General features: G+C 48.0%; 16 protein-coding genes. All 16 read left to right on the forward strand.

Annotated features, from left to right (window positions below; translation table 11 throughout):
• Positions 1–52 precede the first annotated feature (52 nt).
• On the forward strand, positions 53–982 hold the full coding sequence (truB, locus tag AB447_RS10635) for a tRNA pseudouridine(55) synthase TruB (RefSeq protein WP_048354587.1): 930 nt from the start codon (positions 53–55) through the stop codon (positions 980–982).
• A 16-nt stretch (positions 983–998) separates the two neighbouring features.
• On the forward strand, positions 999–1,958 hold the full coding sequence (gene ribF, locus AB447_RS10640; RefSeq protein ID WP_048406950.1) for a bifunctional riboflavin kinase/FAD synthetase: 960 nt from the start codon (positions 999–1,001) through the stop codon (positions 1,956–1,958).
• A 198-nt stretch (positions 1,959–2,156) separates the two neighbouring features.
• The gene (rpsO, locus tag AB447_RS10645; RefSeq protein WP_006638123.1) at positions 2,157–2,426 is read left to right on the forward strand and encodes a 30S ribosomal protein S15; all 270 of its coding nucleotides are present in this window, start codon (positions 2,157–2,159) and stop codon (positions 2,424–2,426) included.
• Between the two features lie 199 nt (positions 2,427–2,625).
• On the forward strand, positions 2,626–4,743 hold the full coding sequence (gene pnp, locus AB447_RS10650; RefSeq protein ID WP_057957558.1) for a polyribonucleotide nucleotidyltransferase: 2,118 nt from the start codon (positions 2,626–2,628) through the stop codon (positions 4,741–4,743).
• Positions 4,744–4,899: 156 nt separating this feature from the next.
• A complete protein-coding gene (locus tag AB447_RS10655) occupies positions 4,900–5,862 on the forward strand; it encodes a polysaccharide deacetylase family protein (RefSeq protein ID WP_048354586.1) in 963 nt (320 codons plus the stop codon).
• A gap of 37 nt (positions 5,863–5,899) precedes the next feature.
• Positions 5,900–7,129 (forward strand): M16 family metallopeptidase, encoded by a 1,230-nt coding sequence (locus AB447_RS10660; protein WP_048354585.1) that lies wholly within the window; start codon positions 5,900–5,902, stop codon positions 7,127–7,129.
• Between the two features lie 86 nt (positions 7,130–7,215).
• Positions 7,216–7,473, forward strand: coding sequence for a YlmC/YmxH family sporulation protein (locus AB447_RS10665; protein WP_048354584.1), 258 nt, complete (start codon positions 7,216–7,218; stop codon positions 7,471–7,473).
• Positions 7,474–7,640: 167 nt separating this feature from the next.
• Positions 7,641–8,525, forward strand: coding sequence for a dipicolinic acid synthetase subunit A (gene dpaA, locus AB447_RS10670; RefSeq protein WP_048354663.1), 885 nt, complete (start codon positions 7,641–7,643; stop codon positions 8,523–8,525).
• A gap of 11 nt (positions 8,526–8,536) precedes the next feature.
• Entirely contained in the window at positions 8,537–9,130 is a 594-nt protein-coding gene (gene dpaB, locus AB447_RS10675; RefSeq protein WP_096892162.1) for a dipicolinate synthase subunit B, read from the forward strand.
• 125 nt (positions 9,131–9,255) lie between these two features.
• Positions 9,256–10,296: an aspartate-semialdehyde dehydrogenase gene (gene asd / locus AB447_RS10680; RefSeq protein WP_048354582.1), complete on the forward strand. Its 1,041-nt coding sequence runs from the start codon at positions 9,256–9,258 to the stop codon at positions 10,294–10,296.
• Between the two features lie 98 nt (positions 10,297–10,394).
• Entirely contained in the window at positions 10,395–11,609 is a 1,215-nt protein-coding gene (dapG, locus tag AB447_RS10685; protein WP_057957559.1) for an aspartate kinase, read from the forward strand.
• A 30-nt stretch (positions 11,610–11,639) separates the two neighbouring features.
• Positions 11,640–12,509: a 4-hydroxy-tetrahydrodipicolinate synthase gene (gene dapA / locus AB447_RS10690; protein ID WP_048354753.1), complete on the forward strand. Its 870-nt coding sequence runs from the start codon at positions 11,640–11,642 to the stop codon at positions 12,507–12,509.
• A 146-nt stretch (positions 12,510–12,655) separates the two neighbouring features.
• On the forward strand, positions 12,656–14,320 hold the full coding sequence (gene rnjB / locus AB447_RS10695; protein WP_048354754.1) for a ribonuclease J2: 1,665 nt from the start codon (positions 12,656–12,658) through the stop codon (positions 14,318–14,320).
• A gap of 311 nt (positions 14,321–14,631) precedes the next feature.
• Complete coding sequence (locus AB447_RS10700; protein ID WP_048354755.1) at positions 14,632–15,378, forward strand: ClpP family protease; 747 nt, start codon at positions 14,632–14,634, stop codon at positions 15,376–15,378.
• Positions 15,375–15,590: a YlzJ-like family protein gene (locus AB447_RS10705; protein WP_048354756.1), complete on the forward strand. Its 216-nt coding sequence runs from the start codon at positions 15,375–15,377 to the stop codon at positions 15,588–15,590. The genes AB447_RS10700 and AB447_RS10705 overlap by 4 nt, the downstream gene beginning before the upstream one ends.
• A gap of 119 nt (positions 15,591–15,709) precedes the next feature.
• Positions 15,710–18,043 (forward strand): DNA translocase FtsK, encoded by a 2,334-nt coding sequence (locus AB447_RS10710; protein WP_048354757.1) that lies wholly within the window; start codon positions 15,710–15,712, stop codon positions 18,041–18,043.
• The last annotated feature ends 104 nt before the right edge of the window (positions 18,044–18,147 follow it).

Consider the following 18,147-nt stretch of genomic DNA (forward strand, 5'->3'; position numbering starts at 1 on the left):
TTTTTAAGCGCCTGTCCTTTTTAGCTGAAATGAGAAAGGAGCGGATGTTTGCATGTACAACGGAGTCCTGCTTTTGCATAAACCGGTCGGGATGACCTCCCATGACTGCGTCATGAAGATCCGCAAAATGCTAAAAACAAAAAAAGTCGGCCATACAGGGACGCTCGATCCCGAGGTGTCAGGCGTTCTCCCGATTTGTATCGGCAGGGCGACCAAAATCGTTGAATACTTAACGGAGAAATCAAAAACGTACGATGCGGAGGTCACGCTTGGCTTCTCAACGACGACAGAGGATCAGACGGGGGAGATCACCGAAAGAAAGCCAGTCGGCACTCCGCCTGATGAAGAAGCGGTGAGGAGCGTCCTCAATAGCCTTGAAGGCAGAATCGAACAAGTGCCGCCGATGTATTCGGCAGTCAAAGTGGGCGGCAAAAAACTGTATGAATACGCAAGGGCGGGCATCGAGGTTGAAAGGCCGAAGCGCACCGTCACCATTCATCATATCGAACTGACATCGAAGATCGCGGGGGAAGAGAATACGGCCCGGTTCAGGTTTACTGTAACATGTTCCAAAGGCACTTATGTCAGGACTCTGGCGGTCACTATCGGCGAAAAGCTCGGGTTTCCGGCTCATATGTCCCATCTGATCAGGACGGCTTCAGGCAATTTTTCGCTTGATGAGTGCCTGACGTTTGAAGATATTGAGGATCACATCGCAAACGGCACATTGTCCGGACAGCTCGTCCCGATCGAGCGTGCGCTTGATCATTTGCCGAAATGGATAATTAGTGATACATTAGCTAAGAAAGTGGAAAATGGCGCAGTGCTTGAAACACCCGCGGGCTTAACACACTTGACCGCAGAAGACCGCCTGGCGGTTTTCACGGAAGACGGCCGTTGTATTGCCGTTTATTTTCCCCATCCGGCAAAGCCGGGACTGTTAAAGCCGGCAAAAGTACTCGCGCAAAAAAGCGAACAATAAGAAAAGGTGACCGTTCTTGAAGACGATACATATTTCTCATCCGCACGACCTGAAGCGTGAGGACTTTCCAAAATCAGTTATGGCATTAGGATATTTTGACGGTGTTCACCTGGGGCATCAGCAAGTGATTCGGGCGGCTGAAACAATCGCAAAGAGAGAAGGGGCGAAAACGTCTGTGATGACGTTTCACCCCCATCCTACGGCCGTGTTGAAAAAAGGCTCGGAGCCTAAAGACTTAATTACGCCTTTAAGCGATAAGATCAGCATCATCGAAGGGATGGGGGCCGATTATTTATATATCGTGGAATTCAGCCCCGAATTTGCTTCCCTTTCGCCTGAAGAATTTATCGAGCAATATATTCTCGGTTTCAACGTATGTCATGTCGTGGCAGGCTTTGATTTTACGTTCGGAAAATTTGGAAAAGGCACGATGGAAAACTTTCAAGAATATGCCAAAGGCCGCGTGAGGGGTACCTGTGTCGCCAAATATTCCAATCAGGATCAAAAGGTAAGCTCGACACGGATCCGCACTGTCATCGGGGCAGGAGACGTAGAGTATGCCGCTGAATTGCTCGGAAGGCCGTACTATGTTAAAGGCATCGTGATTCACGGTGATAAAAGGGGCCGGACGATCGGGTTTCCGACTGCCAATATCGGGCTTTCCGACGCGTACATCGTGCCGCCGACAGGCGTATATGCTGTCAAAGCGGAAATCGGCGGGACTTCGTACAACGGAGTCTGCAATGTCGGATACAAGCCGACGTTTTACGAAAAACGCCCTGATCAGCCTTCGATCGAAGTGAACTTATTTGACTTTAACCGGGAGATATACGGAACTGATATAAAAGTCGAGTGGTACAGACGCTTGAGAAGCGAGAAAAAATTCGGCAGCGTGGACGAACTGGTCGCGCAAATTTCGAAAGACAAGGAAGAAGCGATCCGCTTTTTTCAAGAAGCGAAGCTGACCGAAATTTAACAGGTATAAAAACGGTGGACATCCGTCAACAATGATGATGAAAATGAAACATACGGCAAAGTTTCTCATAAATGCCTTGCATCAGGCCGGTCTTTCTAGTATCATATTGTCTGTAGCTTTAAAACCGATCACTTGGCAAATCGATTCACCGGCGTTTGCTAGGTAACCGGGGCTAATAACATTTGGAGGTGAAACAGGATGGCAATTACTCAAGAGCGTAAAAACCAACTCATCAATGAGTTCAAAACACACGAATCTGACACGGGATCACCGGAGGTTCAGATCGCTATCCTAACTGATCAAATCAACAACCTGAACGAGCATTTGCGCGTTCATAAGAAAGACCATCACTCACGTCGCGGTCTTCTTAAAATGGTAGGTAAACGTCGTAATCTTCTTACGTATCTTCGTAACAAAGACGTAACTCGTTACCGTGAGTTGATCAACAAACTAGGATTACGTCGATAATCGTAAAAAGCGGGAGGATTCCCGCTTTTTTATCGTATAAAAACGAATATCCGGCAACTCCAAAACAAGTGGTTCATATATATGATCTTAATTAACTGATTCGATCTCTACATAGCACTTTGCCATTGATATGTTCAATTCATTTCGTTCATAATAGGAGTAACGTAAAAACTATCCGAAGAGAGGAGTTCATATAAGAATGGGACAAGAGAAACACGTCTTTTCCATAGATTGGGCCGGCCGAAAACTGACCGTTGAAACCGGCCAGCTTGCAAAACAAGCAAACGGTGCTGTTATGATCCGTTATGGAGATACTGCGGTATTAAGCACAGCAACGGCTTCAAAAGAGCCTAAAACCGTAGATTTCTTTCCTTTAACCGTGAATTACGAAGAAAGGCTTTATGCTGTCGGGAAAATTCCGGGCGGTTTTATTAAAAGAGAGGGCAGGCCGAGCGAAAAAGCAATTCTCGCCAGCCGATTGATCGACCGTCCGATCCGTCCGCTGTTCGCCGACGGTTTCCGCAACGAAGTTCAGGTCGTCAGCATCGTCATGAGCGTTGATCAGGACTGTTCGTCAGAAATGGCGGCAATGTTCGGTTCATCCCTTGCGCTGTCGATTTCGGATATTCCGTTTGAAGGACCGATCGCCGGTGTTACAGTGGGCCGGGTCGACAACGAATTCATCATCAATCCGACGCTTGAGCAGCTTGAAAAAAGCGACATTCATTTAGTCGTGGCCGGAACGAAGGACGCCATCAACATGGTGGAAGCCGGAGCAGACGAAGTTCCCGAGGAGATCATGCTTGAAGCGATCATGTTCGGCCATGAAGAAATCAAACGCTTAATCGCATTCCAGGAAGAAATCGTCGCCGTCGTCGGAAAGGAAAAATCAGAAATCACTCTGTATGAGATCGATTCCGATCTGAAAGAAAAAGTGAAAGCCATGGCTGAAAGCGATCTGTTAAAAGCCATCCAGGTTCACGAAAAACACGCGCGCGAAGACGCGATCAACGAAGTGAAAAAAGAAGTTGCAGCAAAATTTGAGGAAGAAGAGCACGATGAAGAAACGCTGAAACAGGTGAAAGACATATTGTCACAGCTTGTGAAAAATGAAGTGCGCCGCCTGATCACGGAAGAAAAGGTTCGTCCGGACGGCCGGGGCGTCGATGAAATCCGCCCGCTTTCCTCAGAAGTCGGACTGCTTCCGAGAACGCACGGTTCCGGCCTGTTCACGCGCGGACAGACACAGGCGCTCAGCATCTGTACGCTAGGTGCGCTCGGCGATGTTCAAATTTTGGACGGTCTCGGTGTAGAAGAATCAAAACGCTTCATGCACCACTACAACTTTCCGCAGTTCAGCGTCGGGGAAACAGGACCGATGCGCGGACCGGGACGCCGCGAAATCGGACACGGTGCCCTTGGAGAACGGGCGCTTGAACCGATTGTTCCGTCTGAAAAAGACTTTCCGTACACCATCCGCCTTGTCTCTGAAGTACTTGAATCAAACGGTTCGACTTCCCAGGCCAGCATTTGTGCAAGCACGCTGGCGATGATGGACGCAGGGGTGCCGATCAAAGCGCCGGTTGCCGGAATCGCCATGGGTCTTGTCAAATCCGGCGACAACTACACGGTCTTAACCGATATTCAAGGTATGGAAGATCACCTCGGAGATATGGATTTTAAGGTTGCGGGAACGTCCAAAGGCGTCACAGCCCTGCAAATGGATATTAAAATTGCCGGTCTCTCAAGAGAAATCTTGGATGAAGCGCTTCAGCAGGCGAAAAAAGGCAGAATGGAAATCCTTGAAAGCATGCTGAGCACGTTGGCTGAATCGAGAAAAGAACTGTCTCCATACGCACCGAAAATCTTGACGATGACGATTAATCCGGATAAGATCCGCGATGTTATCGGACCGAGCGGAAAACAAATCAATAAAATCATTGAAGACACAGGCGTTAAAATCGATATTGAACAAGATGGCACGATCTTTATTTCTTCAACAGATGAAAGCATGAACCAAAAAGCGAAGAAAATCATTGAAGACCTTGTCAGAGAAGTTGAAGTCGGACAGCTTTACCTAGGTAAAGTCAAACGGATTGAAAAATTCGGCGCTTTCGTCGAGCTCTTCAGCGGAAAAGACGGTCTCGTTCATATTTCAGAGCTTGCGCTTGAACGTGTCGGAAAAGTTGAAGACGTCGTGAAAATAGGCGACGAAATCCTTGTCAAAGTAACAGAAATCGATAAGCAGGGACGTGTCAACTTATCAAGAAAAGCAGTACTCCGCGAACAGAAGGAAAAAGAAGAACAAAAGTCTTAAAAACGGTGTCCGTCTTGCTTCTGTTAAGCTGAAAAAACGAAAAAGGAAGCCTGGGGGACCCGGCTTCTTTGTTTTAAGCAAAATTGTTTCCAAAACCGCTCCAGTTCTATCTTGTCCTTTTCCCACATATTTTTGTGGGGAAGGGAGGAAATACAATTGAAAAGAAAAATCGTTCCGTTTGCCGTTTTTTTCTTTTTATTGCTTGTATCATATCAGGTCATGAATCATCCGTACTCGCCACATTACATAGATGCAATGACAAAGGACGCGGCCACCGTTGCCGCCCAAAAGGACGAACTGTATCAGGAGCTGCTTCAAAAAGCGCCTGAATATGAAGTGAAAGCCCAAAATGCAAAAATCGATAGAATTTGGAAAGCGATGCCCGGTTATAATGGATTAAAGGTAAATATCGAAAAATCGTACAAAAAGATGAAGCGTTCAGGCGCATTCGATGAAAAGCTTCTCGTCTTTGACCAGGTCAAACCGGAGGTCCGCCTTGAGTCTTTGAAGCCTGAACCTGTCTACCGCGGGCATCCCGACAAACCGATGGTATCGTTCCTTGTCAATGTCGCCTGGGGGAATGAGTACTTAACAAAGATGCTTCCTGTTTTGAAAGAGAACGATGTGAAAGCCACCTTTTTTCTCGAGGGCAGATGGGTGAAAAATCATCCTGAGCTGGCCAAAACCATTGTAAGAGACGGGCACGAAATCGGAAACCATTCATACAATCATCCCGATATGAGCAAACTGACGAGTGAACGCATTTCGGAACAGCTGCGGCTGACGAACCGGCAAATCAAAGAAACGGTTGGCGTTGAGCCGAAATGGTTTGCTCCGCCGAGCGGAAGCTTTCGCAAAGAAGTCGTAGATCAGGCCCGCAAGATGGGAATGGGAACGGTGATGTGGACAGTTGATACGATCGATTGGCAGAAGCCGCAGCCGGCCGTCTTGCAGCATCGGGTATTAAGCAAAGTACATAACGGCGCCATGATTCTAATGCATCCGACAGATCCAACCGCCAAAAGCCTCGGAATCTTGATTCAGAAGCTGAAAGAAAAAGGCTATCATATCGGAACTGTCTCACAGCTGCTGAACGAAAAAAGGCTTGTGGTCAAATAGATGCTCAGGGCCCGTTCTTTGAATAGGAGGAACAGATTTGATAAAACGGTATACTTGTCAAAATGGGGTAAGAATTGTACTCGAAAACAATCCCACTGTCCGGTCCGTCGCGATCGGAGTTTGGATCGGAACCGGATCAAGACACGAAACACCGGAAATTAACGGCATTTCGCATTTTTTGGAGCACATGTTTTTTAAAGGGACAAAAACGCGTACGGCCAGAGACATCGCCGAGTCGTTTGACAGAATCGGCGGACAGGTCAATGCGTTCACCTCAAAGGAGTATACGTGCTATTATGCCAAAGTTCTTGATGAGCATGCGAGCTATGCATTGGAAGTGCTCTCAGACATGTTCTTTCATTCAGCTTTTGACGAAGAAGAATTAAAAAAAGAAAAAAACGTCGTTTACGAAGAAATTAAAATGTATGAAGATACGCCTGACGATATCGTCCACGATCTGCTCAGCAAAGCGTCGTACGGAGGCCACTCCCTCGCCTATCCGATCCTCGGGACAGAGGAAACGCTTGCCGCGTTTGACGGGGATGCCTTGAGAGGGTATATGGACGAATATTACACGCCTGACCGCGTCGTGATTTCGATTGCCGGAAATGTTTCTGACAGCTTTATTAAAGAAGCCGAAAAGCATTTCGGCTCATATGAGGCAAAAGGAAAAAGAACGGGGACGAGAAAACCGGAATTCCAGCATGAAAAAATGGCGCGGAAAAAAGAAACCGAACAGGCTCATCTCTGCCTCGGCTTCAACGGCCTGGAAGCCGGCCATCCCGAGATTTACGATCTGATCGTGCTCAACAATGTCCTCGGAGGAAGCATGAGCAGCCGCCTTTTTCAGGATGTCCGCGAAGATAAAGGGCTCGCCTATTCCGTATACAGCTACCACAGCTCATACGAAGACAGCGGAATGATGACCATTTACGCCGGAACAGGTGCAGGTCAGCTTCAGCTTCTTTCGGATACGATCCATGAAACGCTTCGCGTTTTAAAAACGGAGGGCATCACGCCGAAAGAGCTTGAAAACAGCAAAGAGCAGATGAAAGGCAGCCTGATGCTCAGCCTTGAAAGCACAAACAGCAAAATGAGCCGCAACGGCAAAAACGAGCTTTTACTGGGAAGGCACCGGACGCTTGATGAAATCATCGAAAAGCTGAATGCCGTCAATCTGGACCGGGTTAACAGCCTCGCGAACCGCATTTTTACCGATGATTTTTCAACGGCCTTAATCAGTCCGACCGGAGAGCTGCCGAAATAATATATGCCTGAAAAACATGCCTGTCTAAAAGTGCAGGCATGTTTTTTGTTTGGAGAACATACATCATTACAAAAGGGGGTTTTTCGATGAGGCTCAGTGAACTATCCGGAAAAGAAATCGTGGATGTCAAGCGGGCCGAGCGCCTCGGCATTTTAGGACAGACCGACCTTGAAATCAATGAACAGGACGGACAGATTACCGCACTTATCATCCCGTCGGTCAAATGGTTCGGCTTTAGAAAACAGGGGAATGACATCAGAGTGCCCTGGAAGCAGATCCGCAAGATCGGATCAGACATGATCATTCTCGACGTTCCGGAAGAAATCGGGAATCACGACGAATAAACTTCTTTTTGCATACCGCAAGAATCGGCCCGGCTCCTCAAGCCGGGTTTTTTTTATTGCCCTTAGATCACCCGAAATATTTCAATTCACCGCCATTTCCTTTTTTTCATATGATGACATTAGCTTATGAATTAGATCCTTGTCAAAAAGAAGGTGAATATAAAGCCATGTTAACCGGATTGACGATTGCAATCATCGGCGGTGATGCGAGGCAGCTTGAAATCATCCGCAAGCTGACCGAACAGGATGCACAGGTGTTTCTGGTCGGTTTTGACCAGCTTGACCACGGATTTACGGGCGCCACCAAATTAAAATTAAGCGAACTCGACTTCGGAGCGGTAGACAGCATCGTTCTGCCTGTATCAGGAACATCGGCAGACGGCGCGGTTGCGACCGTTTTCTCAAATGAAGAAGTTGTGTTAAAGCAGGAGCATTTGGAAAAAACAAAGCCTCATTGCACGATCTATTCAGGTATTTCAAACGATTATTTGGAAGGAATCGCCAAGGGATCGAACCGCCGGCTCATCAAGCTTTTTGAAAGAGACGATATCGCGATTTACAACTCGATACCTACAGTTGAAGGGGCCATTATGATGGCTATCCAGCACACCGATTATACGATTCACGGCTCAAACGTCATGGTTCTCGGACTCGGGCGGACCGGAATGAGCATCAGCCGGGCGTTTTCCGCTCTTGGAGCCCGCGTCAAAGTCGGCGCGAGAGCCTCCGCCCACCTTGCCAGAATCATGGAGATGGGCCTCACTCCTTTCCACATACATGAACTTGGGGAGCACGTCGAGGATACCGATATTTGCATCAATACCATTCCGAGTCTCATTCTCGATCACGCCGTCCTATCCCGAATGACACCCAGAACATTGATTCTCGATTTGGCGACCCGTCCGGGGGGCACCGACTTCGAATTCGCCGAAAAACAGGGCATCAAAGCGCTGCTTGCGCCGGGTCTTCCGGGTATTGTCGCTCCTAAAACGGCGGGTCAGATCATCGCCAACGTTTTGTGCAATCTTTTATCACCATCAACAACCGATTGAAGGGGGCTGTCATAATGTCGATCAAGGGAAAAAGAATCGGATTTGGCCTTACGGGTTCGCACTGTACGTATGATGCCGTTTTTCCGCAAATCGAAAAGCTCGTCGATCAAGGAGCAGAGGTCAGGCCGATCGTGACGACAACGGTAAAATCGACGGACACACGCTTTGGAGAAGGGGAAGAATGGGTTAGGAAAATCGAAGAGCTCACGGGTTTTGAAGTTATCGATTCCATACCGAAAGCGGAGCCCCTCGGACCGAAAACACCGCTTGACTGCATGGTGATTGCGCCGCTGACGGGAAATTCTCTGAGCAAGCTTGCAAACGCGATGACGGACTCTCCGGTATTAATGGCGGCCAAGGCGACGGTCCGCAATTCCCGCCCCGTCGTCCTCGGCATATCGACGAACGATGCGCTCGGTTTAAACGGAGTGAATCTGATGAGGCTGATGACGACGAAAAACATTTTCTTCATCCCGTTCGGGCAGGATGATCCGTTTAAAAAACCGAACTCGCTCGTCGCAAAAATGGATCTTTTGCTGCCGACAATAGAAGAAGCGCTTGCATACAAACAGATGCAGCCGGTTCTGATCAGCAATTACCAATAATTTTTGAGAAAATAAAGATGTAACAAAAAATATCAATCATCAGGCTTACTTCTATGTTAAAATATAATGTAAAATTGCATAGTCAACCAATCGTCATTAACGATAGGGTGGAAGGAGTTTTACAATTGGGCAGAGGATTACATGTAGCAGTAGTTGGTGCGACAGGCGCTGTAGGACAGCAAATGTTAAAAACGTTAGAAGACAGAAACTTTGAACTGGATAAACTGACTTTATTATCCTCAAAACGTTCAGCAGGTACGAAGCTTACATTCAAAGGCGAAGAGCACACTGTACAGGAAGCTGTTCCTGAAAGCTTTGAAGGGGTAAACATCGCATTGTTCAGCGCAGGGGGAAGCGTTTCAAAGGCGCTCGCTCACGAGGCTGTCAAACGCGGTGCGATCGTCATTGACAATACGAGCGCGTTTCGGATGGATGAAAACACTCCGCTCGTCGTGCCCGAGGTCAATGAAGAAGATTTGCACCAGCATAACGGAATCATTGCAAACCCGAACTGTTCAACGATCCAAATGGTTGTAGCGCTTGAGCCTATCCGCAAGGCTTTCGGTTTAAATAAAGTCATCGTGTCGACCTACCAGGCTGTTTCAGGTGCCGGCAATGAAGCTGTAAAAGAGCTGAACGGCCAAACGGAAGCCATCTTAAAAGGCGATTCGTACGAACCGCAGATCATGCCTGTAAAAAGCGATGAAAAGCACTACCAAATCGCATTCAACGCGATTCCTCAAATCGATAAGTTCCAGGAAAACGGCTTTACGTTTGAGGAAATGAAAATGATCAATGAAACGAGAAAAATCATGCACATGCCTGAGCTGGAAGTTGCGGCCACTTGCGTCAGACTGCCGATTGCAACAGGGCATTCAGAGTCCGTCTACATCGAGACAGACCGCGATGATGTCACAGCAGAGGATATCAAAAACCTGTTAAAAGAAGCTCCGGGCGTCATTCTTCAGGACGATCCTGCAAATCAGGTATACCCGATGCCGGCTGATGCAGTAGGGAAAAGAGACGTGTTCGTCGGACGCGTCCGCAAAGACCTTGACCGTCCGAACGGATTTCACCTGTGGGTTGTGTCCGACAACCTGCTGAAAGGTGCGGCCTGGAACTCCGTACAAATCGCAGAAAGCCTAAAAGCTTTGGATTTAGTTTAAAATATACTAAGATTTCTTACTGGAGATGCGAGAAGAGAGTGAGGCCCATTCGGCCCCTCTCTTCTGTTGCGTCCGAAATAAACTTGGAGTGAAATACATTGAAAATCATCGTTCAAAAATTTGGTGGAACCTCTGTTAGGGATGACCGCGGCAGAAAGCTTGCCTTGCACCATATACAAGATGCGGTCAATGAAGGATATAAGGTTGTTGTTGTCGTATCGGCAATGGGCCGGAAAGGCGATCCGTATGCGACCGATTCATTACTCGATCTCCTTTATGGCGGGAAGGATATGATAACGGAACGTGAGCAGGACTTATTGCTTTCATGCGGCGAAACGATTTCTTCCGTCGTGTTTACAAGCATGCTGCTGAAAAACGGCATTAAAGCCGCTGCATTGACCGGTGCACAGGCCGGATTTTTAACCGATAATCAGCACACGAACGCCAGAATCCTCGAAATGAAACCGGAACGCGTCATCGGCATGCTGGCCGATCATGACGCTGTCGTCGTCGCAGGTTTTCAGGGAGCCACTGCCAAAGGTGATATCACAACGATCGGCCGCGGCGGCAGCGATACATCGGCCGCGGCGCTCGGAGCGGCGCTGGACGCGGAATTTATTGATATTTTCACAGATGTCGAAGGCGTGATGACCGCCGATCCGAGAATTGTAGAAAAGGCAAAGCCGCTTCCTGTGATTACCTACACGGAAATCTGCAATTTGGCTTACCAGGGTGCAAAGGTCATCCACCCGAGGGCTGTGGAAATCGCGATGCAGGCGAAGGTGCCGATGCGCGTGCGCTCGACCTATTCAAAAGAAAAAGGGACGCTTGTGACAAGCCATCACACGTCAAAGGCCGGAAGCGACGTATTTGAACGGCTTATCACAGGCATCGCCCATGTAAAAGATGTGACGCAGTTTAAAGTCCCGGCCAAAGAGGGACAATACATCGTGCAGACAGAAGTGTTTAAAGCGATGGCGAACGCAGACATCAGCGTGGATTTCTTTAATATTACGCCGAGCGAAATTGTATATACGGTCGCCGGAAACATGACAGACCGGGCAGAGAGCATATTGAAGGAATTAGGCTATGAGCCTGCCGTTACGAGAAATTGTGCAAAGGTTTCGGCTGTAGGGGCGGGCATCATGGGCGTGCCAGGCGTCACCTCAAAAATCGTTACCGCTTTATCGGAAAAGGGCATTCCAATCCTTCAGTCGGCAGACAGCCATACGACGATTTGGGTGCTCGTTCACGAGAAAAACATGGCGACTGCCGTGAACGCTCTGCACGAAGTGTTTGAACTATCAAAATAAATGTGATTGAATCATGATGAGGTGAAAAAAATGGATTTCGGAAATATTGCAACCGCAATGGTTACCCCCTTTGACAAAAACGAAAATGTCGATTTTCAAAAATTGTCAAAGCTGATCGATTATTTATTAAAAAACGGAACGGATTCACTTGTCGTCGCCGGCACTACCGGTGAATCGCCGACCTTGTCTGAAGAGGAAAAAGTTGCGCTCATCCAATATACCGTCAAGGAAGCGGCAGGCCGCGTGCCCGTGATCGCGGGTACGGGCAGCAACAATACGAAGGCGTCGATCAAGCTGACGAAAAAAGCGGAAGAAGCAGGGGCAGACGCGATCATGCTTGTGACGCCGTACTACAACAAACCTTCCCAGGAAGGAATGTACCACCACTTCAGAGCGATTGCCGAAGAAACATCGCTGCCGGTCATGCTGTATAATGTGCCGGGGCGCACGGTTGCATCGCTGGCTCCGGAAACGGCGATCCGCCTGGCGGAAATTCCGAATATCGTCGCGATCAAGGAAGCGAGCGGTGATCTCGAGGCGATCACAAAGATCATCGCTGAAACGCCTGATGATTTTGCTGTATACTCAGGTGACGACAGTCTGACGCTTCCGGTTCTGTCAGTGGGAGGCAGGGGAATCGTTTCCGTTGCTTCACACATCATCGGACCGGAAATGCAGCAGATGATCAAACATTACATCAATGGGGAGGCGAAAGAAGCGGCCTTGATCCATCAGAAGCTGCTGCCGCTGATGAAGGGTCTTTTCGCTGCTCCAAACCCGTCGCCTTTAAAGACCGCTCTTCAGCTGAAAGGTCTTGACGTCGGCTCTGTCCGGCTCCCTTTAGTTCCGCTGAATGAAGATGAGCGTCTCCGTTTAAGCAGCCTGATGAACAGCCTGTAACAACATATACGGACGAAAACGGTCATTCTCTTTTTTGGGTTTGGCCGTTTGTTCTATACATAATGGTTCTTGTTTTCTAAATTTAGATTCAGGTATAATAGGGACAAGTGATGATGGACGGGTACTTAGATTAGGAGGATTACAATTTGAAAAAAAATACAGATAATATTAGAATCATCGCCTTAGGTGGCGTCGGGGAGATCGGAAAAAACCTTTATGTCATTGAAATCGACTCTGACATATTCGTGGTTGACGCCGGACTCATGCATCCAGAAAATGAAATGCTCGGGATCGATGTGGTTATACCGGACATTTCCTACTTAATTGAACGATCTGACAGAGTAAAGGCGATTTTCCTCACACACGGACACGAAGAAAACATCGGAGGCGTGTTTTACTGCCTGAACAAGCTATCCGTGCCTGTTTACGGAACAAAACTGACACTTGCCCTTTTAAAAGAAACGCTAAAACAATACGGCTCAAATAAAAAAGCCGATTTAAGAGAAATCCACTCCAAATCCGTTATTACATTTGAATCAACGAAAGTATCTTTTTTCAGGACAAACCACAGCATTCCGGATTCGGTCGGCATCAGCTTTAAAACGTCCCTCGGATCCATCGTGTGCACGGGCGATTTTAAATTCGACCAGACGCCGGTTTTAAACCAGACCAGCGACATCGGCGAAATCGCCAAGATCGGCAACTCAGGCGTGCTGTGCCTGCTGTCGGACAGCGCAAACGCCGAAAAACCGGGTTATACTCCTTCGGAAGCGGTCGTCGGAGGCGAAATTTCCGATGTGATGTATAATGCCGAAAACCGCGTGATCGTGGCCGCGTTCGCTTCAAACTTCAACCGCATTCAGCAGGTGATTGACGCCGCTCTGCAAAACGGCAGAAAACTGGCGGTATCAGGGAAAAATATTTCCGCTATCCTGCAGCTGGCGATCAAGCTCGGTTATGTGACCGCTGATGAGGATATGTTCATACCTGTCCAAGACGTCAAAAAGTATCCGAAAAGGGAAGTTGCCATTTTAACGGGCGACAATCAGGGTGAACCGCTGGCGGCCTTGACAAGAATCGCAAAACAGGGTCATAAGCAGCTTGACATTGAAGAAGGGGATACCGTATTGATCGCTTCCTCTCCTATACCCGGTCAGGAGCTGATTTATTCCAAAGCAGTCGATCTTTTAACAAGGGCGGGCGCCAACGTCGTATTCGCACAGAAGCGCGTACATGTGTCAGGACACGGCTGCCAGGAAGAGCTGAAGCTTATGCTCAACCTGCTGAAGCCGAAGTATTTAATTCCCGTAAACGGCGAATACAGAATGCAAAAAGCGCACTCTAAGCTTGCCGAAGAAATCGGGATGAAGCGAAGCGACATCTTTTTGGTTGAAAAAGGCGACGTCGTTGAGTTCCGCGGGCAAAACGTAAAAATCGGCGATAAGGTCCAGTCAGGAAATATTCTGATTGACGGCCTCGGCGTCGGAGACATCGGCAACATCGTGCTCAGGGACCGCCGCCTTCTGTCCCAGGACGGAATCTTAATCGTTGTCATCACCCTCGATAAAAAGAAAAAACATCTTGTATCAGGACCCGAAATTATCACGAGAGGTTTTGTCTATGTCAGGGAATCTGAACAACTGATCGTAGAGGCGACAGAGCTTGTCAGAGAAATCGTAAAAGAAAGCACCGAAAACGCCGTCGTCGAATGGTCCGCCTTAAAACAGACCATGCGTGACGCATTAAATCAATTCTTATATGAAAAAACAAAACGAAAACCAATGATCATTCCAATCATCATGGAAGTATAAAACCAGGAGGATTCCCTCTTGGTTTTCAGATTGTTGACAAAATCCTAAAACGGTTTAAGGTTTTAGGATTTTGTCGTCCTTTCAGCCCAGCGTGATTGAAAACCATTGCAGTCTAGGAAAGCCGAGCATCGGAGCGGAGCGAATGTTGGATTCGTGAGCACCGACGCGCAGGCCTGACAACGAATGCGAGGGTTTGTCAACACGCTGAAACCAAGAGGATTCCCTCTTGGTTTTTTTGTCCCGTCTGCACTGAATGAAAAAAACGCCATTGTCCATAATACAAAAAGAAACTCGAGAAAGAGGTGGGCCAGATGGACTCAAACCGGATGCAAAACGGGGAAGGACAAGGAGAGCAGCCGGCCAAGCAGGATGCTAAGGACAATCTCGTCAACAAAATTCAGCAGCTTGGCGAAACGACGCTTCCGCAAATGGGACAGGATTCAAACATTCACTGCCTGACCATCATCGGTCAAATTGAAGGGCATGTACAGCTTCCGCCCCAAAACAAAACGACAAAATACGAGCATGTCATTCCACAGATTGTCGCTATCGAGCAAAATCCTAAAATCGAAGGGCTACTGATCATTTTAAATACCGTCGGCGGAGACGTAGAGGCAGGTCTGGCGATAGCCGAGATGCTTGCTTCTCTTTCAAAACCGACCGTGTCGATCGTTCTAGGAGGCGGACATTCAATCGGTGTTCCGATCGCTGTCTCCTGCGATCACAGCTATATCGCTGAAACGGCTACGATGACGATCCATCCGGTCAGATTGACTGGGCTTGTGATCGGTGTACCGCAAACGTTTGAATACCTTGATAAAATGCAGGAGAGAGTCATTAACTTTGTGACCAGCCATTCAAACATTTCGGAAGAGAAATTTAAAGAGCTGATGTTTTCAAAAGGCAACCTGACAAGGGATATCGGAACGAATGTCGTCGGGAAAGATGCGGTCAAATACGGGCTGATCGATGAAACAGGCGGAGTCGGCCAAGCCATTCAAAAGCTCAATGAACTGATCGAACAAGATCGCGGCGGGAAGGAAAGGATGATTCAATGATTCTTTATACAACAATGCCGCAGGAAATCGTGTTCGCCGGCCAGGCGGAACAGACAAACCTGAGGCAGATCGACGTTAACGGCGTGCCGGTCCTCGTCGAAATGAACGGGGAAGAAGCGAAAGTGGTTCAGGTCTTAAGCACAAATCCGATGGATTTTTTAAAGCAGGAGACGGCTCCGGGCCAAACGTTTAAACTGACATTTTATAAATAGCTGAAGTGTCGTCAGGATAAATATGCTATAATAGGGGAATCCAGAGGAAAAATCGCAGCCAAAACCGGGCTGCTTTCTCTTTGTTTTTACATTTTTTACATGCAGTAAGGTGATGGAACATGGCAAAAAGAAAAAGAAAATCAAAAAAGAAGCAAAAACAGGTCAAAAGAATTAATCTAAAATACGAACTGTACGGTTTAATTTGCATCGCCATTTCGATTATTACGGTGTTGCAGCTTGGCGTTGCAGGCCAAACGTTCATTTACATGTTCCGTTTTTTCGCAGGCGAGTGGTTCATCCTGTTCGTTCTTTCTCTCTTTCTAACAGGCGTATCGCTGTTTTGGAAGAAAAAAACGCCGAGCTTTTTGACGAGAAGAAAAGCGGGGCTTTATTGCATCGTCGCAAGCATATTGCTTTTATCACATGTCCAGCTGTTTCAGCATTTGACAGACAGGGGGATGATCGAGTCTCCGAGCGTGATCAAAAATACGTGGGAGCTGTTTTTAATGGACGTAAAAGGCGAAACCGGCACCCCTGATCTGGGAGGCGGGATGATCGGGGCGCTTTTGTTTGCAGCATCTTATTTTCTGTTCGCATCAGCAGGCTCGAAAATTATCGCTATTTTTCTGATCCTGATCGGGCTCCTTTTGATCACCGACCGCTCCCTCCAGGAGACGCTGATCAAATGGACGGCTCCTGTTGCCGGGTTCGTGAAGAATCAGTGGCTCGCATTTCTCGATGATATGAAGGATCTGAAACAGCAATCGTCCAAAAAGAAATCCGGAAAAAAACAAAAAACCGAGCGGAAACCAAAACCTGCGGCAGAGCCTGTTCAGGATGCGACGGATCAAGATGCGGTAATCCATACGGAGCCGATTATTTCAAGCTTTTCAGACCGTGACGAAAAGCCGGAAATTCAAGCTTATGAAACGGCCGAACCGGCCGCAAAAACGCCGCCGGAGCCTGAAAGCGGAGGGGAGGCAGAGGCTGCTCCCGAGATCGCTTTTACAGAGCTTGAAAACAAAGACTATCAGCTGCCGTCGATCAGTTTGCTGGATGATCCGAAGCATACAGGTCAGCAGGCTGACAAAAAAAATATTTATGACAACGCGCGAAAACTCGAAAAGACGTTCCAAAGCTTCGGAGTTAAGGCGAAAGTAACCCAGGTTCATCTCGGCCCGGCCGTGACGAAATACGAAGTCTATCCTGATGTCGGCGTCAAGGTAAGCAAGATCGTCAATTTAAGCGATGACTTGGCGCTTGCACTTGCCGCCAAGGATATCCGCATCGAAGCGCCGATACCGGGCAAATCGGCGATCGGAATCGAAGTGCCGAATGCCGAAGTCGCGATGGTTTCCTTAAAAGAGGTGCTCGAATCAAAGCTGAATGACCGCCCTGACGCAAAGCTGATGATCGGCCTCGGCCGGAATATTTCCGGAGAGGCGGTTTTGGCCGAATTAAACAAAATGCCCCATCTCCTTGTCGCAGGTGCGACGGGAAGCGGGAAAAGCGTCTGTGTCAACGGCATCATTACAAGCATATTAATGAGAGCGAAGCCGCATGAGGTCAAGATGATGATGATCGATCCGAAAATGGTCGAGCTTAATGTGTACAACGGCATTCCGCACCTGCTTGCGCCTGTCGTGACAGATCCGAAAAAAGCGTCACAGGCCTTAAAAAAGGTCGTAAATGAGATGGAGCGGCGCTATGAACTGTTTTCTCACACGGGAACGCGGAATATTGAAGGATACAACGATCACATCAAAAAGATGAATGCATCCGAAGAAGCAAAGCAGCCGGAACTTCCGTATATCATCGTCATTGTGGACGAGCTTGCAGACCTGATGATGGTCGCTTCCTCTGATGTTGAAGACTCGATTACAAGGCTGTCGCAAATGGCCCGCGCGGCTGGAATCCATTTGATTATCGCGACGCAGCGTCCTTCCGTCGATGTCATCACAGGGGTCATCAAAGCGAATATCCCGTCAAGGATCGCCTTCAGCGTGTCATCACAGACCGATTCCAGAACGATTCTTGATATGGGGGGCGCTGAAAAGCTTCTCGGAAGAGGGGACATGCTGTTTCTGCCGGTCGGAGCCAACAAGCCGCTCCGCGTTCAGGGGGCTTTCTTATCAGACGAAGAAGTCGAAAAAGTCGTTGATCATGTCATCACACAGCAAAAAGCCCAATACCAGGAGGAAATGATTCCGGAAGAAACGTCTGAAACGCTCAGTAAAGTGACGGATGATCTCTACGATGAAGCTGTAGCGCTCGTTGTCGGCATGCAAACGGCATCCGTTTCGATGCTGCAAAGGCGGTTCCGCATCGGCTACACGAGGGCGGCCCGGCTCATCGATGCCATGGAAGAACGGGGAGTTGTCGGTCCTTATGAGGGATCAAAGCCCCGTGAAGTGTTACTGTCAAAAGAGCAATATGAAGAACTCTCTTCTTAACAGAAGAGAGTTTGATTTGACATAAAATTATTATGTAAACTAAACAAGTTTAAAACGTCTATTTATTTATTTGACAAAACATGATATAGTTATCCTCAATTAAA

This window comes from Bacillus glycinifermentans, from assembly GCF_001042475.2.
In the GTDB taxonomy this organism is placed as follows: Bacteria; Bacillota; Bacilli; order Bacillales; family Bacillaceae; genus Bacillus; species Bacillus glycinifermentans.